Here is a 22,673-nt window from a genome sequence, read left to right as displayed (position 1 = left end):
TTGAGCACGACCGCCGAAAAGCTTGCCGATCTGAACCAACGGCTCGAGCTCGCCAAAGAGCCCGCGGGCGCGAAGGGTATCGAAAAGCGGGCGCGTAAGGGCATTCCGAGTGCCCGCGACCGGATCAACATGCTGATGGATCCGGGCACCTTCGTCGAGATCGGTGCGCTGGTCCGCAAACCCGGCGACCCGACCGCCCTCTACGGCGACGGTGTCGTCGTCGGACACGGACAGGTCGACGGCCGTCCGGTCGCGGTGTTCTCGCACGACCAGACCGTGTACGGCGGTTCGGTCGGTGAGGCGTTCGGCCGCAAGCTGTGCGGGATCATGCAGTACGCCGCCAAGGTCGGTATCCCGCTGGTCGGCATCAACGATTCCGGTGGCGCGCGCGTGCAGGAGGCCATCAGCTCGCTGGCCTGGTACGCGTGGATGGCGACCAATGTGGAGCCGCTGTCGGGCATGGTGCCGCTGGTGTCGGTGATCCTCGGCAACTGCGCCGGTGGCGCGGTGTACCAGCCGATCTGCACCGATGTGGTGGTGGCGACCGAGTCGGCGCACATGTTCGTCACCGGTCCGAAGATCATCAAAGAGGTCACCGGCGAGGACGTCAGCCTCGAGGAACTCGGCGGTGCGAAGACACAGGCCGAGTACGGCAACATCCACCACGTGGCCGTCGACGAGGCCGCCGCGTTCCAGTGGGTCCGCGAGTACCTGGCCTACATGCCGAGCAGCTGCCAGGAACTCCCGCCGGTCGTGAACCCGGGCCTCGAGCCCGACATCACCGACTCCGATCGTGAGCTGAACACGATCATGCCGGACTCCGACAACGCCGGTTACGACATGTACGACATCCTGCTGCGCATCTTCGACGACGGCGAGTTCAAGGAGATCAGCGCGGGCACCGGACCCAACATCATCACCGGTTTCGCCAGGGTCGACGGCCGCAGCGTCGGCGTGGTCGCCAACCAGCCGCTGGCCTCGGCCGGCGCCCTCGACGCGCGCGCCTCGGACAAGGCCTCGCACTTCGTGCGCCTGTGCGACGCGTTCGAGATCCCGCTGATCTTCGTCGTCGACACCCCCGGCTTCCTGCCCGGCGTGGAACAGGAGAAGGTCGGCGTCATCAAGCGCGGCGGTCGCTTCCTGTTCTCCTACGTGGAAGCCTCGGTCCCCAAGATCACCCTGGTGGTCCGCAAGTCTTATGGCGGCGGCTACGCGGTGATGGGCTCCAAGCAGCTCGGCGCCGATATCAACCTCGCCTGGCCGACCGCCCGCCTCGCCGTGATGGGTGCCGAGGGCGCCGTGAGCCTCCTCGGCGCCGCCCAGATCGCCGCCGCCCCCGAAGACCAGCGCGCCGCCATCCGCCAAAACCTGATCGATTTCTACAACGCCAACATCGCCACCCCCTGGGTAGCCGCCGAACGCGGCTTCATCGACGCGGTAATCGAACCCGCAACCACCCGCCTCGAACTCCGCCGAGCCCTGAAGTTGTTGCAGGACAAGAAGCTCCAGCGCAACCCCCGCAAACACCACGTCCTGCCGTTGTAAGCATCGTGTCCGCCGGAGCGCCGGTTCCAGCTTCGGCGCGCGTCGTGTTCGCGCTGACTACTCGTCGTTGCCGAGCTCGGTGTCCTCGTTGTCGCTCTCCGGTACGTCTGCCACGTCGAGCTCCGGTGTCTTATCCGACCAGCCGCTTTTTCTGTAGTACCTCCAGGCGCTCGGGTAGTCGTGTCCCGCGTTGGCGTATGCAGGCGGGTGGCTGGTTCGATGACCGCGTCGATGACACCGTCCGCAGCAGCGGGCCGTCATCGACTTGGACCAGCTGTTCAGTGATCGGACGGACCGATAGAACCACCGCGTGACATATCCGCAGCGCGTGAGCCCGCTCATGACGACCGATGAGTTCGAAGAACTCGATCGCGTCGCCGGTCGGATATCGGAAGGTGTTTCGGCTAGAGCTCATCGAGGGGAGAAGGGTTGCGTGGTGGTGTGTAGTAATCCAGTCGACAGCGACTACGAACGCGTGCTGGTCCAGCCGTTCGGCTCCGAAGTCACCATTCCGGACCCCGATCGGCATCACCCTCGACACAGAGCCGCAGAAAGCCTGGGCCGACTGAGTCCCGTGAACGTCTAGATTTTCCCGAGGTCGATCTCCATCGGGAACGGAATCGAGGACTTGACGGTGCCGGTGAACATTTCACCCGTTCGGTATGTCCGTGTGGCCGGATCTAGGACATAGGTGTAAACGATTGGAATGCCGTTTGCCGCCTGCTCGATTCGCCAATAGAAGGCAATTCCTGCCTTCGCGTACTGATCTACTTTCACCACGCGATCCGTCGTTTCCGAGCCGGGGGAGACGACCTCGACCACGAGGAGGACATGCTCGGGGCGGGTGGGGTTTACGTCGATAGTTTCCGCTCGGTACACCACCACGTCCGGTCGCCGGTTGGTCAGCGGGACGTCTTGTAGCCGCACGTCGAAGTCGGTGTCGGCGTTCCAGTCGTTACCCGCTGCTGCATCGAGCGCGTTCGCCAGCAAACGAGCCAACCGGTTGTGGCGCTTGGAGGCGCTCGGGCCCACTACAACCATCCCGTCGACGATCTCGATACCCGCACACTGCTCTTCGGACCAGGAGTCGTAGACCTCCGCCGTGATCTGCTCATGCATCCACGCGGGCGCTGTCTCGGCAGTCACGCACGCTCCTCTCGGACGCCTCTGAGCGGGCCCGATCCCGCCGGTTCAGTGTACTCGAGGTACTCGGAGTGCTCGAGGTACTCGGGCGGGAGTCGGCCTCGCCGACTTACTCACCGGTCGGACCCGCACCGAATGGGAGGAGGGACCAAGGGAAGGGCACAGAACGCGCAGCCGATACTCATCAATGCGCGACCACCCATCAGCATCAAGCCGGTGCGCTTGTTCTGTGCCTCCTGCTCGGCGGCGCGTGCACTGGGGCCGCATTCGACCGCGCTGGCGGATTCGAGGACGGGCCGCCACCGAAAAAGGTGGCGGCCCGGGGCAAGCATCGAAAGATCAGGCGACGGTGGCCGATTCGATGACGACGTCGTTGACGGGGACGTCCTGGTGGGGGCCCGCGTTGCCGGTGGGGACGCCGGCGATCTTGTCGACCACCTCGGTGCCCTCGGCGACCTTGCCGAACACGGCGTAGCCCCAGCCCTGGCCCTGGGGGGCCGTGTGGTTGAGGAAGGCGTTGTCGGAGACGTTGATGAAGAACTGGGCGGTGGCCGAGTGGGGGTCGTTGGTGCGGGCCATCGCGACGGTGTACTTGTCGTTCTTGAGGCCGTTGGTCGCTTCGTTCTGGATGGGCGCCTGGGTGGGCTTCTGCTTCAGGCCGGGCTCGAAGCCGCCGCCCTGCACCATGAAACCGGGGATGACGCGGTGGAAGACGGTGCCGTTGTAATGGCCGGAGTTCACGTAGTTCACGAAGTTGGCGACCGTGTTCGGCGCGGCCTGGTCGTCCAACTCGAGCACGATCGGTCCGAGGTTTGTTACGAGATTCACCTTGGTCATACGGTCGAGTCTAGGGACGGGAGGGGTGTGGAAGTGACCGGGGTCTGTTTGCGGCGGAAATGTCGGAGGCCCGCGTGCGCACCCGAACGCACGCGGGCCGATTTCGCACACCGGTGTGCTTCACCCGATTCGCGGTGACTTCGTCGCGTTACCCGTCACCGCGACAAAACCCGTGAAAAAGACCCGTTATCAGGGGCCGACGGTAATCGGCGTGGACGGGTCGGTGGTGTTGTTCACCTTGTAGGTGGCCGTCACCGTTCCGGTGGTCGAGCTGGTCGGGCAGCCGAATCCACCGGTCACCTTGATGGGCGCCGAGGCGTTGTTCAGCGACACCGTCGAGGGCGAACCGTTGGTCCACGAACCGGCCACATTCGCCGGTGCCGTGGGGGCGACAACGGCGGTGCAGGTGGCAAGACCGGAGGTCTTGATCACCGCGCCACCCGTGGGAATCACCAGGCTGCCCGTGATGGGCGAGCCGTTCTGGCCGGTGATCGCCCAGCTGCCGCTGGTGGTGACGGTGGCGCTCACACCCCACATGCTCGTGGTGCACCCGGTGATGCTCGGTGCCGCGATCGGAACCGTCACCGGCCCGCTCGGGTTCGAGTTGTTGGGCGCGGCGGGTACCGCGCCGGTGGTGCTCGAGGTCGTGCAGGTCACCGTGACGCTGCCCGCCACGAACTTCACCGTCCCCGAATTGGTTGCCGACACATTCGCCCCGGCGGGCGAAACGGTGGTGGATCCGGCGGCGTGCGCCGGCCCTATTCCGAAGGCAATTGCGGCTGCCGCACAACTCACGGAAGCCAGGGCTGCACGCGTATAGAAATTGGTATGGCTCATGCGTACTCCTAGGTGAAGCCGACAGACTTTCGGGATGAAAGCTGTCACGTTCAAGAGTACGAATGGGAATTGTTTACAGCGCTCGATTCATCGCGACGATTTCGTGCGGAAACTTTCGTGAAAAGGGTGCGTATACGCGGATTCCGGCCTTAGAATGCACTGACGTTACCGCGTGTAACAGTTACCGCACTTTTTATCAACACCAAGGACCCGCGCTGGTATCATCGAATAACTCCTGTGCCTTCTTCGGTCACTTTCGACTACTCCGAACAGACCAGGATCGATAGCTGATATGCATCATGGTGAAACAAGTGGGGCCGGCGGGAGGATCACGGGCTCTACCAGGTTAAACCTAATGAAATACTTGAACTTCACACTGGCAATCCGACGACTCCACGGCCGCTGACTCGCGCGCACCAACGCTGAGTCAACCCAGCAGATACCATGGCGAACCGTGCCAGACGCCGCAACAGCTGTTCTCTCCAAGCCACCCGCAGAACCGGTGGCCTCCGCGAAGGACTTCCGCATCGCGCGATGGATCGCGCTGATCGCCGGACTCCTGGGAGCCGTGTTCGCGGTGGCGACGCCGTTCCTGCCGGTCACTCAGACCACCGCGCAGCTGAACTGGCCGCAGAACGGCAAGCTCGGCAATCTGCAAGCGCCCCTGATGTCGCAGGTGCCGATCGACCTGAACGCCACCATCCCGTGCGCGGCGGTCGACCGGTTGCCCGCCCAGGGCGGCATGCTGCTGGCCACGGCACCGCCCCAGGGCGACGGCGCGGCGCTGGAGGCGCTGTTCGTTCGCGTCTCCGACACGGCCGTCGACGTGGTCGACCGCAACGCGGTGGTCGCCTCGGCACAACGCTCGGAGATGGGCGGCTGTACGACCATCACCATCAGCTCGGATCAGCACCGCACCCGCGCCTCCTTCGACGGCCTGACCACCGAGATCGAGCGGCCGATCCCGGGTCGGCCCGGCGCGACGGAGACAGTGCGCGTCCCGGTGGAAGGCGAGCTCGGCGGCGACCTGCGCCCGCAGATCGTCGGCGTGTTCTCCGACCTGGAAGGCGAAGTACCCCAGGGCCTCTCGCTCACCTCGACCATCGACACCAGGTTCTCGTCGAGCCCGTCGGCGGTGAAACTCATCGCGATCATCGCGGCCGTGCTGTGCACCCTGCTGGCACTCGGTGCGCTCGCCCAGCTCGACGGTAGCGACGGGCGTGGGCACCGCCGGTTCCTGCCGAAGAACTGGCTCGAGCCCACCTGGGCCGACGGCGCGGTGATCGGCACCCTGCTCGTGTGGCATTTCGTCGGCGCCAACACCTCCGACGACGGTTACATCCTCTCGATGGTCCGGGTGGCTCCCGAAGCGGGCTACATGGCCAACTACTTCCGCTGGTACGGCGTGCCGGAGGCGCCGTTCGGCTGGTACTACTACGTCATCCAGGTGTTCGCCGAGATCTCCACGGCCAGCCCGTGGGTGCGTGTGCCTGCGCTGATCTGCGCGATCCTGTGCTGGATGGTGATCAGCCGTGAGGTGGTGCCCCGTCTCGGCAACGCGGTCAAACGCAGCCAGGTGGCGCTGTGGACCGGTGGTCTGGTGTTCCTCGCCTTCTGGTTGCCGTTCGACAACGGCCTGCGCTCGGAGCCGATCGTCGCCCTCGGCGCGCTGCTCACCTGGGTCTCGATCGAACGCGCCATCGCCACCGGTCGGCTGCTGCCCGCCGGGATCGCGGTGCTCGTCGCCGCGTTCACGTTGGCCGCGGCCCCGACCGGCCTGATGTGTGTGGCCGCGCTGCTGGCCGGCATCCGGCCGCTGGTGCGGATCATCGTGCGTCGGCATCGCCAGTTCGGCACGGCCGCGCTGCTCGCGCCGATCGCCTCGGCGGGCCTGCTCGTGCTCACCGTGGTCTACAGCGACCAGACCTTCGCCGGCATCCAGGAGGCGAACCGGGTGCGCCAGGCCACCGGCCCGAACCTGGCCTGGTACGAGGACTACCTGCGCTACTACTACATGTTCGTCGAGACCGTCGACGGCTCGCTGGCCCGCCGCTTCGCCTTCCTGGTGATGTTGCTGTGCCTGTTCACGACGCTGCTGGTGCTGCTGCGCCGCCGTCAGGTGCCCGGGATCGCGTCGGGTCCGACCTGGCGTTTGATGGCCGTGGTGTTCGGCACGATCTTCTTCATGATGTTCAACCCGACGAAGTGGACCCACCACTTCGGCGCGTACGCGGGTATCGCCGGATCACTGGCCGCGGTGACGGCCGTCGCCGTGTCGCAGAGCGCGTTGCGTTCGCGCAAGAACCGGGCGATCTTCCTCGCCGGTCTGCTGTTCGTGCTCGCGCTGTCGTTCTCGGGCATCAACGGGTACTGGTACGTGTCCAGCTACGGCGTGCCGTGGTTCGACAAGACCATCTCGCTGCGCGGGGTGCAGTCCAACACCGTGATGCTGATCCTGTTCGGTGTCGGGTTGGCCCTGGTCGGCTGGTACGCGCTGCGCGAGGACTACGTGAAACCGCAGCCGTCGGCGAAGACCAAGCGCGGCAGGCGGATTCGTAAGTTCGCCGCCATCCCGCTCACCGTCGTTGTCGGGCTGATGGTCGCCTTCGAGGTGCTCTCGCTGGTGAAGGGCGCCACCCAGCAGTACCCGGCGTACTCGCTTGCCCGCTCCAACATCGACGCGCTCGGTGGCGAGAGCTGCGGCCTGGCCCGCGACGTGCTGGTGGAAGCCGACCCGAACAGCGGCAGGCTCGACCCGATCGTCGACCCGTCGCGTCCCCTCGTCGACCCGGCCGATCCGCTTCGCGGCACCCTGGCCGAAGGGTTCAGCCCCAACGGCGTGCCGAGCGACCTGTCGGCCGATGCCGTCGAGGTGAAGCCGGGTACCGGCAACACCAGCAACCAGTCGGTCGGCGCCGCCTTCGCCGAGGGTGAGAGCGCGGGCACCGGCGGTGGTGAGGGAGCGCGCGGTGTCAACGGGTCGACCGTCGCCCTGCCGTTCGGCCTCGACCCCGCCCAGACGCCGGTGCTCGGCTCCTACCAGGAGGGCATGCAGCAGCGCGCCCGCCTCGAGTCGTCCTGGTACGGGCTGCCGGCGCGCACCGAGGAGTCGCCGCTGATCGTCATCAGCGCGGCCGGTCGCATCGCCTCCAAGGACGACACCGGCGCCGACAAGTACGGCCAGTCGCTGCTCGTGGAGTACGGCACGCGCAACCCCGACGGCAGTGTGACCCCGCTCGGCACCTACCAGCCGCGCGATATCGGCCCGGCGCCGTCGTGGCGCAACCTGCGGGTGCCGCTGGCGGAGCTGGCGCCCGAGGCGAACGCCGTGCGCATCCTGGCCAACGACCCGATCCTGATCGGCGACCAGTGGCTGGCGTTCACCCCGCCGCGGGTGCCCAAGCTGCAGAGCCTCGACAGCTTCATCGGTCGTACCCAGCCGGTGCTGCTCGACTGGGCCGTCGGCCTGCAGTTCCCGTGCCAGCGTCCGTTCTCGCACGAGAACGGCGTGGCCGAGGTGCCCAACTACCGCATCCTGCCCGACCGCCCGCTGGCCATCTCCTCGACCGACACCTGGCAGGCACAGGAGTTCGGTGGCCCGCTCGGCTTCGCGCAGATGCTGGCCGCCCGGGTGACCATCCCCACCTATCTGAAGGACGACTGGGCCCGCGACTGGGGTTCGCTGGAACGCTACGACCAGCACATCCAGGCCGAGCCGGCCCAGCTCGAGACCGCGACGACGGGTCGCGACGGTTTCTGGAGTCCGGGACCGCTTCGGGTGTTCTGAGGCGGAAAAGCGTGAAGGCGGGGACCACCATCGTGGTCCCCGCCTTCGGTTTGTATGCCGTGTGTGGAAGGTCAGACGTTGAGCAAGCGACGGTTGAGGTCGCGGCGTAATACCTCCTGGGAGGGCAGTCTTTCCAGCACCCGCATCACGGCAGGTCGTAATTCCTTCTTCTCGTCGTCGCTGAGCAGGTCGACGAGATCCCGCAGGTCCATGTCATCGAAGGCTCCTGTCATACCCACCAGGGTACGTGCCCAAACCTGAGAACGGGCCAAGTTGAGCCGCTCCTTAACGGGTCTTTCACCGAACCGAAATGTGCAGTGACACTGGGGTTTTCGTGAAACAGCAGCGCAACTGCCCGATCACTGCCCATGCGCTGCCCCAGTCTCTACCGCGCCCGGATATCCGGTTCCTTCGCCCGTCCGGACTGCTCTACCACCCGCACCGTGATGTCGGCGGGCGGCGCCGGTTCGTACGGGGTGAACCGCTCCAGCGAGCCCCAGTCGCGACCGAGATCACGATCCAGGTAGGTGGGTACAGTCTCGGCCTTCATCAGCAGACCTGTCCACCCGAGCGGGCCACCACCGATGTCGTCCTGCCAGGCGTTGGCAGCGTCCGAACCCACCCGGTCGGGAAGGATCCGCCACTTCGGCGCCTCGGCGACACCGTCGTGGTGCTCGAACGGGCGCTGACACGGGAACGCCAGGCCGACATGCCAGTCGAGGAGCACGGGATCGGTGTGCCCGACCACCGAGTCGAGGGAGGCCAGTTTCGGCAGGCGCGGCGGGGTCACCGCGAGCCACTGCTTCTGGGTGATGTCGTTGTCGGTGGCGACCAGGCGCACCGCGTTCACGCCCGCGGGCAGGCGATCCAGCGGCACGCGCAAATTGCGCCACGACGGAGACGGGCCGATGTCGAGGGGCTGGATCGAGCCGGTGACCTGCACCGATCCGTCCTCGGCGCGGGTACCGTACTCGACGACCAAGTCCTGGCCGTAGTGCACCACGCCGTCGTTGTCGACGTAGCGGATGCGGCCCGCGGCGGTGACGACAAGCGCCTGGTAGGAGGGATCGTCGCGCACGGCGTCGACATCGGCGCCGTACCACTGCGAGGTCAGCTTCGCCTGCTGCTGCACACCGTCCTGGTGGGAACCGAGCACCGGCGTGCGGGCCGGGTCCAGGCCGAACGGCAGGGCGACGGTGCTGCCGTTGATGCCCGCCTCGGTGCTCGTACCGCCGCCGGTGCCCGCGCCGGTGGTGTTGGTCGTCTTGTTGGCCGAATCCTTGTCGACGGAGTTGGCCCCGCCGACGACGGTCTCGTCGGCGTCGGCGGTGAGGTCGGCGGCCACCCCGTTCGGGGTGAAGGCCACCGATTCGGTGCTCAGTCCGTCGGCAGGGGCGCCGCTGATCGGGGTGAGCAGGGAATCGGCCGTATTCGTCTCCACCAGTACGTCGTTGGCCAGCGCGCACGTATTGCCCTGCAGCGACTCGATATTCGACTTGGCGATCGAATACGCCGGATACTGCGTCACCGCGCCCTTCAGCATCGAGGCCACCTCGAACGCCACGAGCAGCGCGGCCGCGATCGTCAACGGCATGGTGGCGAAACGGTCGAAACGGGCTGGCCGCGACGGCTTGCGATACGGGTCGCGCAGGTGGAAGTACAGGGCGACCAGCAGGGCGAGCACGCTGAGTCCGAGTAGCAGCGTCGACACACCCTTGCCCGCGACCATCGGCGCCTTGTCCCAGAACGGCACTCCGAAGCTGGACACGTACCACCAACCGTTGGAGCCGGTGAAGGTGAGTGCGAGCAGGAACAGGACCGCCGCGGTGAACAGAGCGCGATTGCGTGGCGCGCGAATACCGTTGGCGCCCACCGCGACAGCGGCCAGTGCGGCAAGCGAGCCCGCCAGGCCCGCGTACACACCGAAGTGGTGTGTCCACTTGGTCGGCGTCCACATCATCAGCAGCAGCGCACCGAACACGATGCCGAGAATGCGCACCGACGGGCCGCGCGAGGTGCCGGGGATACGGCCCTTGCGCAACACCTGCAGGATGCACACCAGCAGGCACAGCAGCATCACGAGGACGCCGAAACGCCTGGCCAGCGAACCGTCGGGGGAGAGCATGAACAACGAATCCCAGCGGGTGCGTTCGTCGAACCACGCCGCGTTGGGGCCGACCAGGGTGCGTACGCGGGTGGCTTCCATGACGGTCGCCAGGGTCTGGTCGGCGAAGACGACGATGAGGACCAGGGTGCCTGCGGCTATGCCGGGGGCAAGCAGGGCGGCGTAGCGGAAAACCTTGGTGGCCGAGGAAAGTCGGCCGGATGCGGCATGTGCACCGCTGCCCGTGCTGGGGAGTCGGCTGCCGACCGTTCGTTCGTCAGCCGAGGTCGGGGTGTCGACGGTGCTGTCCTCGGCGGATGCGCCGGTGGCGGACGGGGCCGCGGCGGCACCTGCGGCAACGCCCGTGCCCGCGAATTCGGCTCCCGTGACTTCGGGGGCGCGCCCCGCCTTCGCCTCCTCGGTGGCGTTGAACCCATCCCTGTCGGCGGCGATTTCGCGCGGACGTAGGCCCTGTGCCCGCTTGATGATGATCTGCATGACCGGGCGCGTGCCTGCGATGAGCGCGGCGATGCAGATGAGTCCGGTCGGACCCGCGGCCAGGGAGAACGCGGCGATGAGGATCGCGAGAGCGGCGGGGAGCAGGCGGGCGGTGGCGATCGCGCGTTCGATGGCGCACCAGGTGAGCAGGGCGCCGGCCGCGATGAGTGGTTCGGGGCGAAGACCGTTGTCGTAGGGGAGCCAGAAGGCGAGGAACACCAGGCCCGCCGTCCACAGCGCCACCTTGTCGCGCCGCACCCGAGAACCGAGGCGGGGCAGCACTTCCCGGCTGATCACAACCCAGCACACCAGGCCCGCGGCGAGTGCGGGCAGCCGCATCCACGGGCTGGCGTCGGAGATCTTCGTCATCCAGGCCAGCAGCTCGTAGGACCATCCGAACGGCGCCTCGGGCACCCCGAACCAGCGGTAGTAGTTCGCCATGTAGCCCGACGGGCCGGAGGCGCGCGCCATGTTCAGGATGTAGCCGTCGTCGGAGGTGTTCGCGCCGATCACATGCCAGCCGAGCAGCGTCGCCACCACGACCACGTCGGTCGGCGTGATGCGCCACCAGTGCCGGGGCAGGAAGTGGCGGGCGCGGCGGCCGTCGGCGCGGTCTAGCAGGTGCAGGGCGACCAGCGCGGCGAGGGTGGCGAGCGCGGCCACGATCATCACGGCCAGTTTCAGCGGCGTCGGGGTGGAGGTGAAGCGGGAGTCGATATCGGCGTGGAACCGGGCGCCGGTGAGTTGGGCTTCGTCGAGATCGGTGTACACCCCGACGATCTGCGGCCGCTTGTCCACGGTGACGGTGTTGCGGAACGGGCTGCCGTCGGCCCGCGTCACCCCGACGAACTCGACAGTGGTCGCGGCGAGGGTGGATTCGATCGCGATGTGGTCGCAGTTCGCGATCTCCTCGATCGGCGCCGACAGCATCGGCACATCGCGGGCCTGCACCGTGAGCACGCCCTCGCGCGCGACGACACTCAGACCCTTGGTGATCTGCCCGGATTCGGCAGGGATCGTGGTGAGCAAGGTCGTCGGCTGCGGAGTGGGGTTCTCACCCTCCGGGCCGCGCACATCACCGCCGGGCAGTCCGCGCAGCACCGGACACGGCAATTGCGCGTTCACCTGCTGGGGCACATACGACACGAGTGGTGCTTGCACACTCGTCGCACCCGCCTGCGGCCAGTCGAGGCTCGCGCGGTCCTGGCGCACCGGCAACAGCGGTGTGAGCAGGGCAAGCACGAACCCGAGCAGCCCACAGACGAGGGCGATCAGGCGGTATCGGGTGAACGCTCGTTCAGATCGGTCCGGTCGCACGGGGGTTGATGCTAGCCACCCGACCCGATCGTGCGGGGGCGCCGCGTCCTATCCGGTCATCCTGTTCGACCAATCGAGCTGCGAGCGGGCCCAATCGGGAATCTCCGCGACCGGCCGCGGGTAGGCCACGAACTCGGCGCGCAGATCGTCGACCGACACCTCGGGCATCCAGTCCGCGACTGTGCCCGCCGAGTAGGTGGCCTTGAAACGGGTGGGTCCGGCGATGAAGATCTCCGCACTCAGCCAGGCGCCGACCGCCGGGTCGTAGGACATGCGCTTGTGGTCGGCCAGGTATTCGACGACCTCGGTCGGCGGCACCATATTGGTGACCGACCCGTCGCGCTCCTTGACCTGAACGCCCGCCACCAGATGCCCGCCGACCTGCAGTGACCACAGCAAAGCGAACTTCTGACCGGGGGAGAGCATGGCGATCGCGGCATCGACCACGAACTTCTCGATATCGCCGAGTGAGTGCAGTTGTTCCCGTGGCGCAGGTTCGGCGTCCTGGCGGTGTTCCCGCATCAGGAAATCGATTCGCTCCGGTCTGCTGAGCGTCATAGCTATACCTCTGCATCCGTACCGATCAGCGCTACCAAAACTGATTTCGGTCGGCCGAACTTGTCAACATTTCGCAGCGTACCCGCCCCGTCCGACGGACTGTGCGGTTTGTTCGCTGCAACCGCACATATTGTTGTCTATCGGTGCTCCGCACACCAGCAGCTACCGGGTGTCTATGGACACATGTCCGGTCAGGCTGCCGATGCGCGCAGGGCGAACCAGCCGTCGCCGGGGTCGGCGAATCCGTGGTAGACGAGGGGTACCCGCTGGTCCACGCCGAAAAACTGGTACACCGCCGCCATCGCCTGACGCACCGAGTGCGCCTGGAAGTCGTCGATGCGCCGGGGGCCGATCCGGTGTTCGGGCAGCATCGAGAGCCGGGTGAGCTCCGCCGGATCGTCCACATCGAGGCCGATCGGCGCCGGTTCCTCGATCAGATGGTCGTGCAGCACCGTGCGCGCCGCGGTGGGGTCGTGCCGTGGGCCGGTGAACGCCACCCGCTGCACCCGGGCGAGCCCGGGCAGATTCAAGGGCGTGCGCACGGCCTCGATGAGGTCGATGAGTTCGGGATCGGGTTCGGGCCCACGTTCGGCCACCGGCGCCTGTTCCAGCAGATGCAGCATCTGCCCGCCCCGGACCAGCGGCTCGGGCACCACGAACACACTGATACTCGGACAGATGCAGTTCATTCCGGTGAGGCACACCCTGGTGTGCAACGGATCGGACATGAAGTCCTCCTCCGGTAACGGGCCACCCGGACCCACAACGTGCAGGAATCGATAACCTTCGCCATCCGCCGACCCCCACCGGCGACGACCGTTCCGCACCGCCAAGTGTAGTGCGCCTCCCCGCTCGGAAGACAGGGTTGCGCGAACTCGGTTTCGCGGAATCAGCGGTCGACGGTGACGAGGGTGAAGGGGCCGATGTCGGTGGTGGTGAAGGTGGGGGAGGTGAAGAGGGCGCGGGGGAAGGTGACGGTGTAGCGCTTGACGTTGGGGTCGTTGGGGTAGACGTCTTCGGCGAGGCGGAGGGTGTAGTTGTCGCCGTCGCGGCGGAAGAGGAAGGCGTCGGGGGCGCGCCAGGGGGCGGCCGACATGGCGTCGAGGAGGGCCTGGGGGGAGTCGAGTTCGCTCCAGGCGGCGATGGTGTCGGCGCGGGCCTTGAAGTCGGCGAGGGGGTTCGCGTAGTGCGAGGTGAGGGCCTGGAAACCGAAGTAGGGGTAGAAGGACAGGAAGCTGGTATCGGCCGTGAGGACGACGGATTCGTCACGGGGACGGCCGGTTTGCGCAAGTAGAGCCTGGTCGACGGCGTGGTAGTAGGCCACCGCGGAGGGGCGGCGCTTGTCGCCGCGTTCACCGAAAGTGCCGTAGGCGTCGGGTGTTTCGGTGGGCACCGTGTCGGTGTAGGCGGTGTCGATCTCGTGGACCAGAACGGTGGGGATCATCTGGGCGAAGGCCATCGCACCGAGCACCGCGAGCGCGGCAGCCGCGGTACGCACCGGCGCGGGTTCGTTCAGCGCCTGATACACCGCGCGACCACCCTCGACAAAGCCGAAAACGCCTGCCGCGGCGAGCAAAGCGAGCAGCACCGGTTCCAGCCGGAACGACAGCAGGGTGGTGCCCGCCGCCGTCGCGGCCATCGACAGCAATGTCCACAGGTAGATCGCCACCACGCCGATGCCGAGCGCCTGCGCGCGCCGCGACGATCCCGCCCGCACGACCAGCCACAGCAACCCGAGCAGGCACAGCGCCCCGCGCAGGGAGAACTCGAGCATCGGGAAAGCCAGCTGCGCGCCCGACTCGGGCAGATAGTGGAAAGCGTTGCCGGAGGGCAACTTCGCGCCCGACAGCATCTTCAGCAGATACGGCGTCCACACCACCAGCGCCACCGCGATCGCGAGCACGCCGATCGCCGCCAGCCGCGTGAACGGCCCGACAACCACCCGCCACGCGGGCTCGGTGGTGACGGCCGCATCGCGCTTGCCGATCGCCCGTCCGCTCGCCCGCCGTGCGTACAGCGCGCACGCGGCGGCGATCACCGCCATCAGCACCACGGTGAACGCCGCGATCGCCAGGTACAGCGTGTAGAAACACGCCGCGACCCCGAGGAACAACCCGGTCCCGAGCACCGCGCCCCACCCGCCCGAGCGGCGGTGCAGCGCACCCCACGCCAGCACGAGCACCGGCGGAATGAACACGACGAGCACCGCCCCGTACGCCTCGGGCGAGGCATAGGCCAGGGTCATCGCGGTAACAGCGGCCGCGGCACCCACGGCCGTGTCGGCGCGCACCAGCTGCGCCCACAGCACGAGCGCCACCGTGGCGGCCACGGCGAGCATCCCGATCGAGTACGGCTTGAACACCTCCCAGCCGTCCATGCCGAGCAGGTTCCCGACCCGCCCACCGATCCAGAACCACCCGGCCGGATAGAACGGCGGCAGATCCACATAGGTCATGTCCCGCAGTGCCGCACTGTCGGTGAGCCGCGTCAGATACTCGGTGCGGAATTCCTGGTCGACCGAAACGCCGAACAGGTACAGCTTCGTCGCCGCCAACGGCATCCCGAGTGTCACCGTGACGAATCCCGAAATGCCCACCCAGGAGGCGAGTTTCGCGACCACGGGCCACTTACGCAGCCGGATCAGCAACACCGAGACCACCAGCAGCCCCACCGAGACGACCTGCCCGACGGTGGTCAGCGCCCGAGTCACGTTGGAGGAGTTGAACGCTGGCCACTGCACCGCCGAGAACGCGAACAGCCCGACCACCGCCACGACCAGCGCGACGAGCGCCGCCGCGGCACCTTCGGCGAGACCGGTCGCTGTCGCGCGCCCCGCCCGCACGTTGTCATCGGTAGTCATCGGCGCGCATTCCTCCGGGTCCACTCAGCTCGACGGTCCGGGTCAGCCTAGTGGAGCGTGCCGAGTCCGTCGGGCTCGCGCCGAGGCCCCGGCACAAAGAAACTGCCGCACCGCCGGAGTGGCGGTGCGGCAGTCGCGGTGACTCTCGATCAGATGGGGAGCTTGCGGAAGATCGGGCGCGGCACGTGGCGCAGGGCCGACATCACGAAGCGGGCCTCGTTGGGGGTCCACACGATTTCGGTGCCCTTCTCCGAGGCGGCGACGGCCTGGCGGGCGACGTCTTCCGGGTCGACCGTGAGGGGCGCTTCCTTGGAGCCGGTCGCTTCCCAGTGGGCCTTGGTCGCGGAGGTACGCACCTGCATCGGCCGGACGACGGTGACGCGCGGGCCGTGGGGACGAAGCGCCTCGCCCAAACCCAGGTAGAAGCCGTCGAGGCCGGCCTTGGTCGAGCCGTACACGAAGTTCGAGCGACGAACCCGCTCGCCCGCCACCGACGACATCACGATGAACCGGCCGTGACCCTGCGCCTTGAACTTGTCGCCGACCAGCACACCCACCGACACACCGGCGGTGTAGTTGATGCCGACGGTCATGACCGCCTTGCGCTGGTCCTGCCACAGCTGCTCGGCGTCACCGAGCACGCCGAACGCCACGATCGCGACGTCCACGTCACCACCGGCGAACGCGGCGTCGACCACCTTCGGGTGCGACTCGGTGTCGAGGGCGTCGAAGTCGATGACCTCGACCGCCGTGGCACCGGCGCCCTTCAGCTCGGCGACGGCGTCGTCGAGCAGCGGGTCGCCGGGCAGGTTCGCCAGGATGATCCGCGCGGGGCTCTTGCGCAGGTACTCCGCGCAGATCGCGAGACCGATCTCGGAGGTGCCGCCGAACAGCAGGATGGTCTGCGGGTTGCCAACTGCGTTGATCACTGGAGCTCCAGCCTCCTGGCCATATCGGACATGAACACGCCGTTCGGGTCGACGCTGCGGCGGACCTTGATCCACTCGTCGATCCGGGGATACATCTTGTGGAAGGTCTCGGCGCTGGTGCGCGAGTCCTTCGCCGTGTAGAGACGGCCGCCGAATTCCATCACGCGGCGGTCCAGCTCGGTGACCAGCTCGTTGAGGCCCGGCTTGATCGGGAAGTCAACGCAGATGTTCCAGCCGGGCATCGGGAAGCTCAGCGGTGCGTCGTTGCCGGGGCCGAACAGCTTGAACACGTTGAGCGCCGAGTAGTGGCCGGACGCCTGGATGTCGATGATGATCCGCTTGAACTCCTCGACCGCCTCGGTCGGCACCACGAACTGGTACTGCAGGAACCCGTTGGAACCGTAGCCACGGTTCCACTCCGAGATCATGTCGAGCGGGTGGTAGAACTGCGTCAGGTTCTGCACCTTGCCGGTGTAGTTGCCGCCCATGGCGTAGTACGCCTCGCCGACCGCCGAGAGCGTCAGCTTGTTCATGGTGAAGTTCGGGAAGATGTCGGGCACCGTCATCAGGTGCGGCGCGTCGAACTTCAGCGGCTTCTTCTGCAGCTTCTTGGGCAGCTCGTCCAGCTTGGCCAGGCGGCCGCGGGTGATCGTCGCGCGGCCGAGCTTCGGCAGCGGGCTGATCACGTCGAACCAGGCGCTCGAGTAGGTGTAGTTCGCCTCGCTGCCGTCGCTGTGGGCGGCCACGGTCTCGTCCAGCGTCGAGGTCTTCACCCCGTCGTTGAGGAAGTAGGCCGTCTCCGTGGGCGCCATCTCGATGGTCGCGCGCAGGATGATGCCGGTGAGCCCGTTGCCACCGACCGTCGCCCAGAACAGCTCGGCGTCGTGCTCGGGCGACACCGTGCGCACCGAACCGTCCGCGACGAGCAGGTCGATCGAGCGGACGTGGTTGCCGAAGCTGCCCTCGCTGTGGTGGTTCTTGCCGTGGATATCGGAGGCGATGGCGCCGCCGATGGTCACCTGGCGGGTGCCGGGTAGCACGGGAACCCACAGCCCGAACGGGAGCGCGGCCTTCATCAGCTGGTCCAGGCTCACGCCGCCGTCCACGTCGACCAGGCGGGTGTCGCGGTCGATGCGGTGGATGCGGTTGAGCGCGGGCATGTCGATGACGAGGCCGCCCGCGTTCTGGGCGTGGTCGCCGTAGGAGCGGCCGAGGCCACGGGCGATCACGCCGCGTCGCAGATGCGCCGGCTTGCTGTCGTTGTCCTCGGCGACCATGCGCACGGCCTTGGCGATCAGCTCGGGATCGCCGGTCGAGAGCACTTCGGCGGAGGTGGGTGCGGTGCGACCCCAACCGGTGAGCTTGCGCGTACGCGTAGGAAGCGCAAACGGCCCGTCGTTGGTGGTCGAAATGTTCTCAGACATCGGCTTAGAGGCTACAGGCATGGCACAACCTGTGACCGGTCTCGTACCCTTCCTCAGGTGCAAGCACAGCCGCATCTGCCCCTGCCCCCCGAAATTCCGCTGGTCGACGAGCCGGGGGGTACCGATGTCGATCTGAAGACGCAGATTGTCCGGTTCACCCTCACCGGCGGTTTCTCGGCGATCGTCGACTTCGGTTTGCTGCTGTTGCTGTCGAACGTGCTCGGGGTGCCGGAGGTGCTCGCCAAGGCGATCAGCTTCATCGCCGGGACGACGACGGCGTACCTGATCAATCGTCGCTGGACGTTCCAGGCCGAACCGAGCCGCAAGCGGTTCGTGGCGGTCGTCGCGCTGTACGCGGTGACCTTCGCCGTGCAACTCGGGATGTATGCCGCGTTCGCGTTCGCGCTGCCCGACCAGTGGTGGCGTCAGGCGGTGGCGTTCGTCGTCGCGCAGGGCACCGCGACGGTGATCAACTTCGTCGTGCAGCGGGTGGTGATCTTCAAGATCAAGTAGGTCAGCCCGCTTTGACTTCGGCGTGCCGGCGGCCCGCCTTCACGCCGAAGTAGTCGCCGCCTTTCGCGCGGACATTGTCGGTGCCCCATTCGCGGCGGTCGCGGGTGACGGGAATCATCTGCGGAATGTGTTTGCGGCAGTGGATGTATGCCTCTTCCACGTCGACGACCACCCACACCTGCGCCGCTTTGCCCCGTTCGGCGGACGGCAGATCGCATACGGCCTCGCGTAATTCGCTGTCGGCCACCATGCGGGCCTTCCCGTTCACGTGCAGGCCGATGAGGTCGCGGACGAAGTCGATCATCAGGATGCCCACGTGCGGGTTCTCGAGGATATTGCCGAGGCTGGCCATCACTCCGTTACCACGGTATTCGGGGTACGCAATCGTGCGATCGTCGATCACGTGCAGGAAACCGGGGGTGCCCGCGCGGAAGCTGGCGTCGCATTCGCCGTGCGCGTCGGCGGTGGAGATGAACGCCATGTCCATCCGGGTGACGAATTCCCTCATCATCGGGTTCAGATAGTCGATGACCTGGTCGTCGTAGAACCGTTCGGCGCGCTCGGTGGTACCCAACGTTTCCTGAAGTTCGTGCTCTCCGTCGCTACCGACCTGTGTTCCAGGCATCGGGGCCCCTCTGCTGCCGAAGTGCTGTGACCACAATCTCATCGGAGTCTAGGGGAGTTCGGCGCGCCGTGTGGCGTGTCCACAATTGCGAAGGCAACGACCACACGGTTTGCTGGGGGATTTCCAAAAACGACGACCGATCAGGCTGGTCCTACCGTCACCGGTACGCCGTTGAAGACGGCGGTTCCCGTGATCGCGTCGACGATCGAATTGTCGGTCAGCGCATTGGCATTCACGCCCGCATGCGCGCGCGCCACCGACTGGGTGGTGCTCGTGGCGTGTCCCCACCCGTGCGGCAGGCTCACGACCCCGGGCATGATCGCCGCTGTCAGTTCCACTTGCACGGTCAGCGAGCCTGCGGCCGAGGTGATCTCGGCCGCCTCGCCGATGCCGAGGCGGTCGGCGTCGTCGGGGTGGATGTGCAGGGTGCAGTGGTTGGATCCGCCGACGAGTGCCTCGATGTTGTGCATCCAGCTGTTGTTGGAACGCAGCTGCCTGCGCCCGATCAGCACCATGGGCGGTGCACTCGCCGCGAGCCCCTCCCGTAGGCGCGCGACGTCGGCGAGCAAGGGCCGCGGTGCCAGGTCGACGCGTCCCGACGCGGTCCGCAGCACCCCTGGCAGACGCGGCTGAAGTGGGCCGAGGTCGATGCCGTGCGGGTTGTCGAGCAGGGTGCGCAGGCCGAGGTCGCCGCCGTTCCACGCGCCGTACGGACCCAGTTTGAGCATCAGGTCGACGCGCTGTTCGGTGGTGTCGGCGCCTTCGAGCTCGTCGCGCCGTTCGCTCATGCCCGCCTTGTGCAGCATGCCTGCGATGACCAGTTCGTCGATCGCCGCGAGGGCGTCGTCGCCGCGATGCGGTTGCCCGCTCACAGCCGCCGCGAGCCGGGCCAGCACCGCCGATTCCGACGGCCTGCCGTCGAGCGGCACCAGCGGGCGCGAGTAGCGCGCGTAGTTGCGCACCGCGAAGTGCAGCAGCGCGAAGTCGTAGTGTGGTGACTGGATCGAACGAGGCGGCGGCAGAATGACATTCGCGTGCCGGGTCGTCTCGTTGACGTACCGGTCGACGCTCACCATGAAGTCGAGACCGGCCAGCCCCACATCGAGTCGCGCACCGCTCGGCGCCGAGAGCACCGGGTTGCCCGCCACCGTCACCAGCGCCCGGATCTGGCCGTCACCAGGGGTTTCGAGTTCGTCGGCGAGGGTGGCCACGGGCAATTCGCCCATCGTTTCGGGCAATTCGCGTACCCGGCTGGTCCAGCGGCCGGGCCGGAACGGTTTTGTGCGGACCACACCGAGGGCCGCCGGGGTGGCGAACATGGCGCCGCCGGGGCTGTCGAGGTTGCCGGTGAGCGTGTTGACCGCGTCGACGAGCCACTGGGTGAGCGTGCCGAATTCGGTGGTGCACGTGCCGATCCGGGCATACACGGCGGCCGTCGGCGCGGCGGCCAGCTCGCGGGCGATACGGCGGACGGTGTCGGCCGGAATGCCGGTGCGTTCGGCCGCGACCTCGGGGGTGAAATCCTGTGCGGCCGCGCGGAGTTCGTCGAGACCGTCGACGTCGACCCGCACGTCCACGAGGTTCTCGGCGAACAGCGTGTGCACCACCGCGAACAGCAGATACGCGTCGGTGCCCGGCCGGATGAACAGGTGTTCGTCGGCCAGCTCCGCCGTCCGCGTCGCGCGCGGGTCGACCACGACGAACCTGCCGCCGCGCGCCTTCAACGCCTTCAGCCGGCCGGGGAAGTTCGGCGCCGTGCACAGGGAACCATTGGATTCCAGTGGGTTGGCACCGAGCACGAGCAGGTAATCGGTGCGGTCCAGGTCGGGAACCGGGATGACCATCGGGTCGCCGAACATCAGCCCGGCGGCCACCTGTTTCGGCATCTGATCGGCGGTACTCGCCGAGTACACGTGCCGGGTGCTCAGCGCGCGGACCAGCGCGGGCGCGTAGAGGGCGCCGGCGACCGTGTGGGCGGTGGGGTTGCCGAGGTAGATGCCGGTGGCGCCGGTGCCATGCGCCGCGCGGACGGCGGCGAAACGCTCGGCGATCAGGTCGAACGCTTCGTCCCAGCTCGCCGGGCGGAAGTCGGCGCCGTCGCGGATGAGCGGGGTGGTGACCAGGTCGGGGTCGTCGTCGAGCTTGCCGAAACCGGCGCCCTTCGGGCAGAGGAAGCCCTTGCTGAACGGGTCGTCGCGGTCACCGCGCACCGAGAGCACCCGGTCGTTGTCGTCGAGGGTGATGCTCAGGCCGCAGACGGCCTCACAGAGCGGACAGGTGCGAAGCAACGAACGCGGAGCCATGGTTCATGCCTACTCCACCCCGGCCGCTCGGCACCAGGAAACGCAGAAAACCCGCGAGGCGACGTGGGGATGGCGTCGCGGTCGCGGGTCGTCTGTGGAAAAGCTGCCTCAGCAGGCCACGGTCAGGGTGGCGCGCTTGCGGGTGGCGGCGGCGCGCACGGCGGCACCGAGCGCCACGACCGGCGGGATCCAGCGGGCCTCGGACGGGGCGACACCCCACGCGGCCGAACCGGCGGCCAGCTGGGTGGGCGGCAGCGGGATGCTCGCACCGTCGGTGTGCACCAGCACACCGGCCTCGCGCATCGCGGCGATGGCCATGGTGGCCTTGGCGACGCCGGTCACCAGGTGGATCTCGCGACGCTCGGCGCCCGGGATCTCGATCACGGGGCCGGACAGGTTGTTGGCGCGCAGGAAGCGGCGAACCTCGCCTGCCATCTCACCGGTGATCTCGATGGCCGAAACGTTCTCGTCGGTCACCAGGCACAGGCCGTTGGTGGTTTCGGCGACGTTCCAACCCCGCGCGGCGTAGTCCAGCGCGGCGGCACCCTTGTCGGCGGCCATAGTGTTGGTCGGAAACGTCGTGCGCACTGTGTTCTCCATTCCCCGAAGAGCTCTGTTCCTGCGTTCATGGGCGTATCGGCGCAAGGTGGCCGAGTTGTTACGCGGATTCCGAAAAATAATCGAGAGTGTCTGCTTCGTCTCATTCGACGAACCTTCGCTATCGCAGGTTCGGTCCCCGTGGTGTTGGCGTGTCGTCGGAAAGCGGGCAGGATTCGGACTATGACCGACGTGCCGAACACCACCCCGGCCGGTGAGCCGGAGGCCGAGGAGTTCGAGGCCGAATCTCGCTGGCTCTCTTGGAAAGAGGCCGACGTGAAGCGTACGGCGTCGCGTTCGCGGGAGCAGGCCGAGGACTCCGAAGAAGCCGAGGCGATGAGGCTCGCGCGCGACGCGGGCTTCGACGATCCGTTCCGCAGCACCAGCTCGGCCACCCAGTGGGGCGCCGAGGCGCTGCGCTCCCTGCTCGACGTGCAATTCCGCAGGCCCGCGACCCGCACGCTGCTGCCGCTGGCCTACATCCTGTGCGTGATCTCCTTCGCGATCGGCCTGCCGATCGCGCTGACGGTGCTGATGTGGAAGGCCTCGGCGGTGCTCGGTGTGCTCGCCGCCCTCGTGGCCGTTCCGCTCGGGCTCACCATCGCCGCGTCGGTGCGGTTGATGCTCGAATTCGCCGACAACGCCGCCCGGCTCGCGGGTCGGGTCGAGCACATCAGTGAACTCGCCGACGGACTGTTCCAGGCGCTGTCCGATGTCGCCGAACCGGTGAATCAGTTGTCCGAAGATGTTCGCGCCGTTCAGTTCTGGCGATTCCGGAAGAAGAAGTAGGTCTTGC

18 protein-coding genes are annotated in these 22,673 nt (G+C 67.3%); 5 read left to right on the top strand and 13 right to left on the bottom strand.

Annotation, left to right across the window (positions count from 1 at the left end; translation table 11 throughout):
* Window positions 1–1,545 carry an acyl-CoA carboxylase subunit beta gene (locus tag AB0I35_RS00405; protein ID WP_357393025.1) on the top strand — a complete coding sequence of 515 codons (1,545 nt, stop codon included), beginning with the start codon at window positions 1–3 and terminating at the stop codon, window positions 1,543–1,545.
* Between the two features lie 582 nt (window positions 1,546–2,127).
* Here the strand turns inward: AB0I35_RS00405 and AB0I35_RS00400 are convergent.
* From AB0I35_RS00400 to AB0I35_RS00390, 3 genes are all read right to left on the bottom strand, one after another.
* A complete protein-coding gene (locus AB0I35_RS00400) occupies window positions 2,128–2,691 on the bottom strand; it encodes a Uma2 family endonuclease (RefSeq protein WP_357393023.1) in 564 nt (187 codons plus the stop codon).
* Between the two features lie 336 nt (window positions 2,692–3,027).
* Complete coding sequence (locus tag AB0I35_RS00395) at window positions 3,028–3,525, bottom strand: peptidylprolyl isomerase (protein ID WP_357393021.1); 498 nt, start codon at window positions 3,523–3,525, stop codon at window positions 3,028–3,030.
* Window positions 3,526–3,714: 189 nt separating this feature from the next.
* Entirely contained in the window at window positions 3,715–4,053 is a 339-nt protein-coding gene (locus AB0I35_RS00390; RefSeq protein WP_245655373.1) for a hypothetical protein, read from the bottom strand.
* Here AB0I35_RS00390 and AB0I35_RS00385 point away from each other — a divergent pair.
* Together AB0I35_RS00385 and AB0I35_RS00380 are read left to right on the top strand one after the other, a co-directional pair.
* Window positions 4,043–4,345: a hypothetical protein gene (locus AB0I35_RS00385; protein ID WP_357393019.1), complete on the top strand. Its 303-nt coding sequence runs from the start codon at window positions 4,043–4,045 to the stop codon at window positions 4,343–4,345. The genes AB0I35_RS00390 and AB0I35_RS00385 overlap by 11 nt on opposite strands.
* A 519-nt stretch (window positions 4,346–4,864) precedes the next feature.
* Entirely contained in the window at window positions 4,865–8,149 is a 3,285-nt protein-coding gene (locus AB0I35_RS00380; protein ID WP_357394112.1) for an arabinosyltransferase domain-containing protein, read from the top strand.
* Window positions 8,150–8,220: 71 nt separating this feature from the next.
* Here the strand turns inward: AB0I35_RS00380 and AB0I35_RS00375 are convergent, their stop codons facing one another.
* The 7 genes from AB0I35_RS00375 to AB0I35_RS00345 form a co-directional block, all read right to left on the bottom strand.
* Window positions 8,221–8,382 carry a hypothetical protein gene (locus AB0I35_RS00375; RefSeq protein ID WP_157101793.1) on the bottom strand — a complete coding sequence of 54 codons (162 nt, stop codon included), beginning with the start codon at window positions 8,380–8,382 and terminating at the stop codon, window positions 8,221–8,223.
* Window positions 8,383–8,534: 152 nt separating this feature from the next.
* Window positions 8,535–12,068, bottom strand: a complete 3,534-nt coding sequence (locus AB0I35_RS00370; RefSeq protein ID WP_357393018.1) for an arabinosyltransferase domain-containing protein — start codon at window positions 12,066–12,068, stop codon at window positions 8,535–8,537.
* Between the two features lie 48 nt (window positions 12,069–12,116).
* Entirely contained in the window at window positions 12,117–12,626 is a 510-nt protein-coding gene (locus AB0I35_RS00365; RefSeq protein ID WP_357393016.1) for a hypothetical protein, read from the bottom strand.
* 191 nt (window positions 12,627–12,817) lie between these two features.
* Window positions 12,818–13,354 carry a hypothetical protein gene (locus AB0I35_RS00360; protein ID WP_357393014.1) on the bottom strand — a complete coding sequence of 179 codons (537 nt, stop codon included), beginning with the start codon at window positions 13,352–13,354 and terminating at the stop codon, window positions 12,818–12,820.
* A 161-nt stretch (window positions 13,355–13,515) separates the two neighbouring features.
* The gene (locus AB0I35_RS00355) at window positions 13,516–15,486 is read right to left on the bottom strand and encodes an arabinofuranosyltransferase (RefSeq protein ID WP_357393012.1); all 1,971 of its coding nucleotides are present in this window, start codon (window positions 15,484–15,486) and stop codon (window positions 13,516–13,518) included.
* A gap of 149 nt (window positions 15,487–15,635) precedes the next feature.
* On the bottom strand, window positions 15,636–16,415 hold the full coding sequence (locus AB0I35_RS00350; protein WP_357393010.1) for a decaprenylphospho-beta-D-erythro-pentofuranosid-2-ulose 2-reductase: 780 nt from the start codon (window positions 16,413–16,415) through the stop codon (window positions 15,636–15,638).
* A complete protein-coding gene (locus AB0I35_RS00345; RefSeq protein WP_357394111.1) occupies window positions 16,412–17,827 on the bottom strand; it encodes an FAD-binding oxidoreductase in 1,416 nt (471 codons plus the stop codon). Before AB0I35_RS00345 ends, AB0I35_RS00350 begins: the two co-directional genes overlap by 4 nt.
* 69 nt (window positions 17,828–17,896) lie before the next feature.
* Between AB0I35_RS00345 and AB0I35_RS00340 the strand changes: the two genes are divergently transcribed.
* Window positions 17,897–18,352, top strand: a complete 456-nt coding sequence (locus AB0I35_RS00340) for a GtrA family protein (protein WP_084457194.1) — start codon at window positions 17,897–17,899, stop codon at window positions 18,350–18,352.
* A gap of 1 nt (window position 18,353) precedes the next feature.
* On the opposite strand, the gene AB0I35_RS00335 is transcribed toward AB0I35_RS00340, so the two are convergent.
* From AB0I35_RS00335 to AB0I35_RS00325, 3 genes are all read right to left on the bottom strand, one after another.
* Window positions 18,354–18,977 (bottom strand): pyridoxamine 5'-phosphate oxidase family protein, encoded by a 624-nt coding sequence (locus AB0I35_RS00335; RefSeq protein WP_357393008.1) that lies wholly within the window; start codon window positions 18,975–18,977, stop codon window positions 18,354–18,356.
* Between the two features lie 140 nt (window positions 18,978–19,117).
* Window positions 19,118–21,280 carry a molybdopterin-dependent oxidoreductase gene (locus AB0I35_RS00330; RefSeq protein ID WP_357393006.1) on the bottom strand — a complete coding sequence of 721 codons (2,163 nt, stop codon included), beginning with the start codon at window positions 21,278–21,280 and terminating at the stop codon, window positions 19,118–19,120.
* 108 nt (window positions 21,281–21,388) lie between these two features.
* On the bottom strand, window positions 21,389–21,880 hold the full coding sequence (locus tag AB0I35_RS00325; protein WP_357393004.1) for a hypothetical protein: 492 nt from the start codon (window positions 21,878–21,880) through the stop codon (window positions 21,389–21,391).
* A 180-nt stretch (window positions 21,881–22,060) separates the two neighbouring features.
* Here AB0I35_RS00325 and AB0I35_RS00320 point away from each other — a divergent pair, with 180 nt between their 5' ends.
* Window positions 22,061–22,666, top strand: coding sequence for a DUF4282 domain-containing protein (locus tag AB0I35_RS00320; protein ID WP_357393002.1), 606 nt, complete (start codon window positions 22,061–22,063; stop codon window positions 22,664–22,666).
* Window positions 22,667–22,673: the final 7 nt, after the last annotated feature.

Source organism: Nocardia sp. NPDC050378, from assembly GCF_040655675.1.
Classification (GTDB): domain Bacteria; phylum Actinomycetota; class Actinomycetes; order Mycobacteriales; family Mycobacteriaceae; genus Nocardia; species Nocardia coubleae.
Note: the sequence above shows the minus strand (reverse complement) of the source record. Positions and strands in the feature narration are given on the sequence as shown.

Coding starts and splice junctions, on each gene's coding strand:
- AB0I35_RS00360 (WP_357393014.1), bottom strand. CDS start 13,354: ATGTCCGATCCGTTGCACACCAGGGTGTGCCTCACCGGAATGAACTGC.
- AB0I35_RS00395 (WP_357393021.1), bottom strand. CDS start 3,525: ATGACCAAGGTGAATCTCGTAACAAACCTCGGACCGATCGTGCTCGAG.
- AB0I35_RS00325 (WP_357393004.1), bottom strand. CDS start 21,880: ATGGAGAACACAGTGCGCACGACGTTTCCGACCAACACTATGGCCGCC.
- AB0I35_RS00320 (WP_357393002.1), top strand. CDS start 22,061: ATGACCGACGTGCCGAACACCACCCCGGCCGGTGAGCCGGAGGCCGAG.
- AB0I35_RS00375 (WP_157101793.1), bottom strand. CDS start 8,382: ATGACAGGAGCCTTCGATGACATGGACCTGCGGGATCTCGTCGACCTG.
- AB0I35_RS00355 (WP_357393012.1), bottom strand. CDS start 15,486: ATGACTACCGATGACAACGTGCGGGCGGGGCGCGCGACAGCGACCGGT.
- AB0I35_RS00335 (WP_357393008.1), bottom strand. CDS start 18,977: ATGCCTGGAACACAGGTCGGTAGCGACGGAGAGCACGAACTTCAGGAA.
- AB0I35_RS00365 (WP_357393016.1), bottom strand. CDS start 12,626: ATGACGCTCAGCAGACCGGAGCGAATCGATTTCCTGATGCGGGAACAC.
- AB0I35_RS00330 (WP_357393006.1), bottom strand. CDS start 21,280: ATGGCTCCGCGTTCGTTGCTTCGCACCTGTCCGCTCTGTGAGGCCGTC.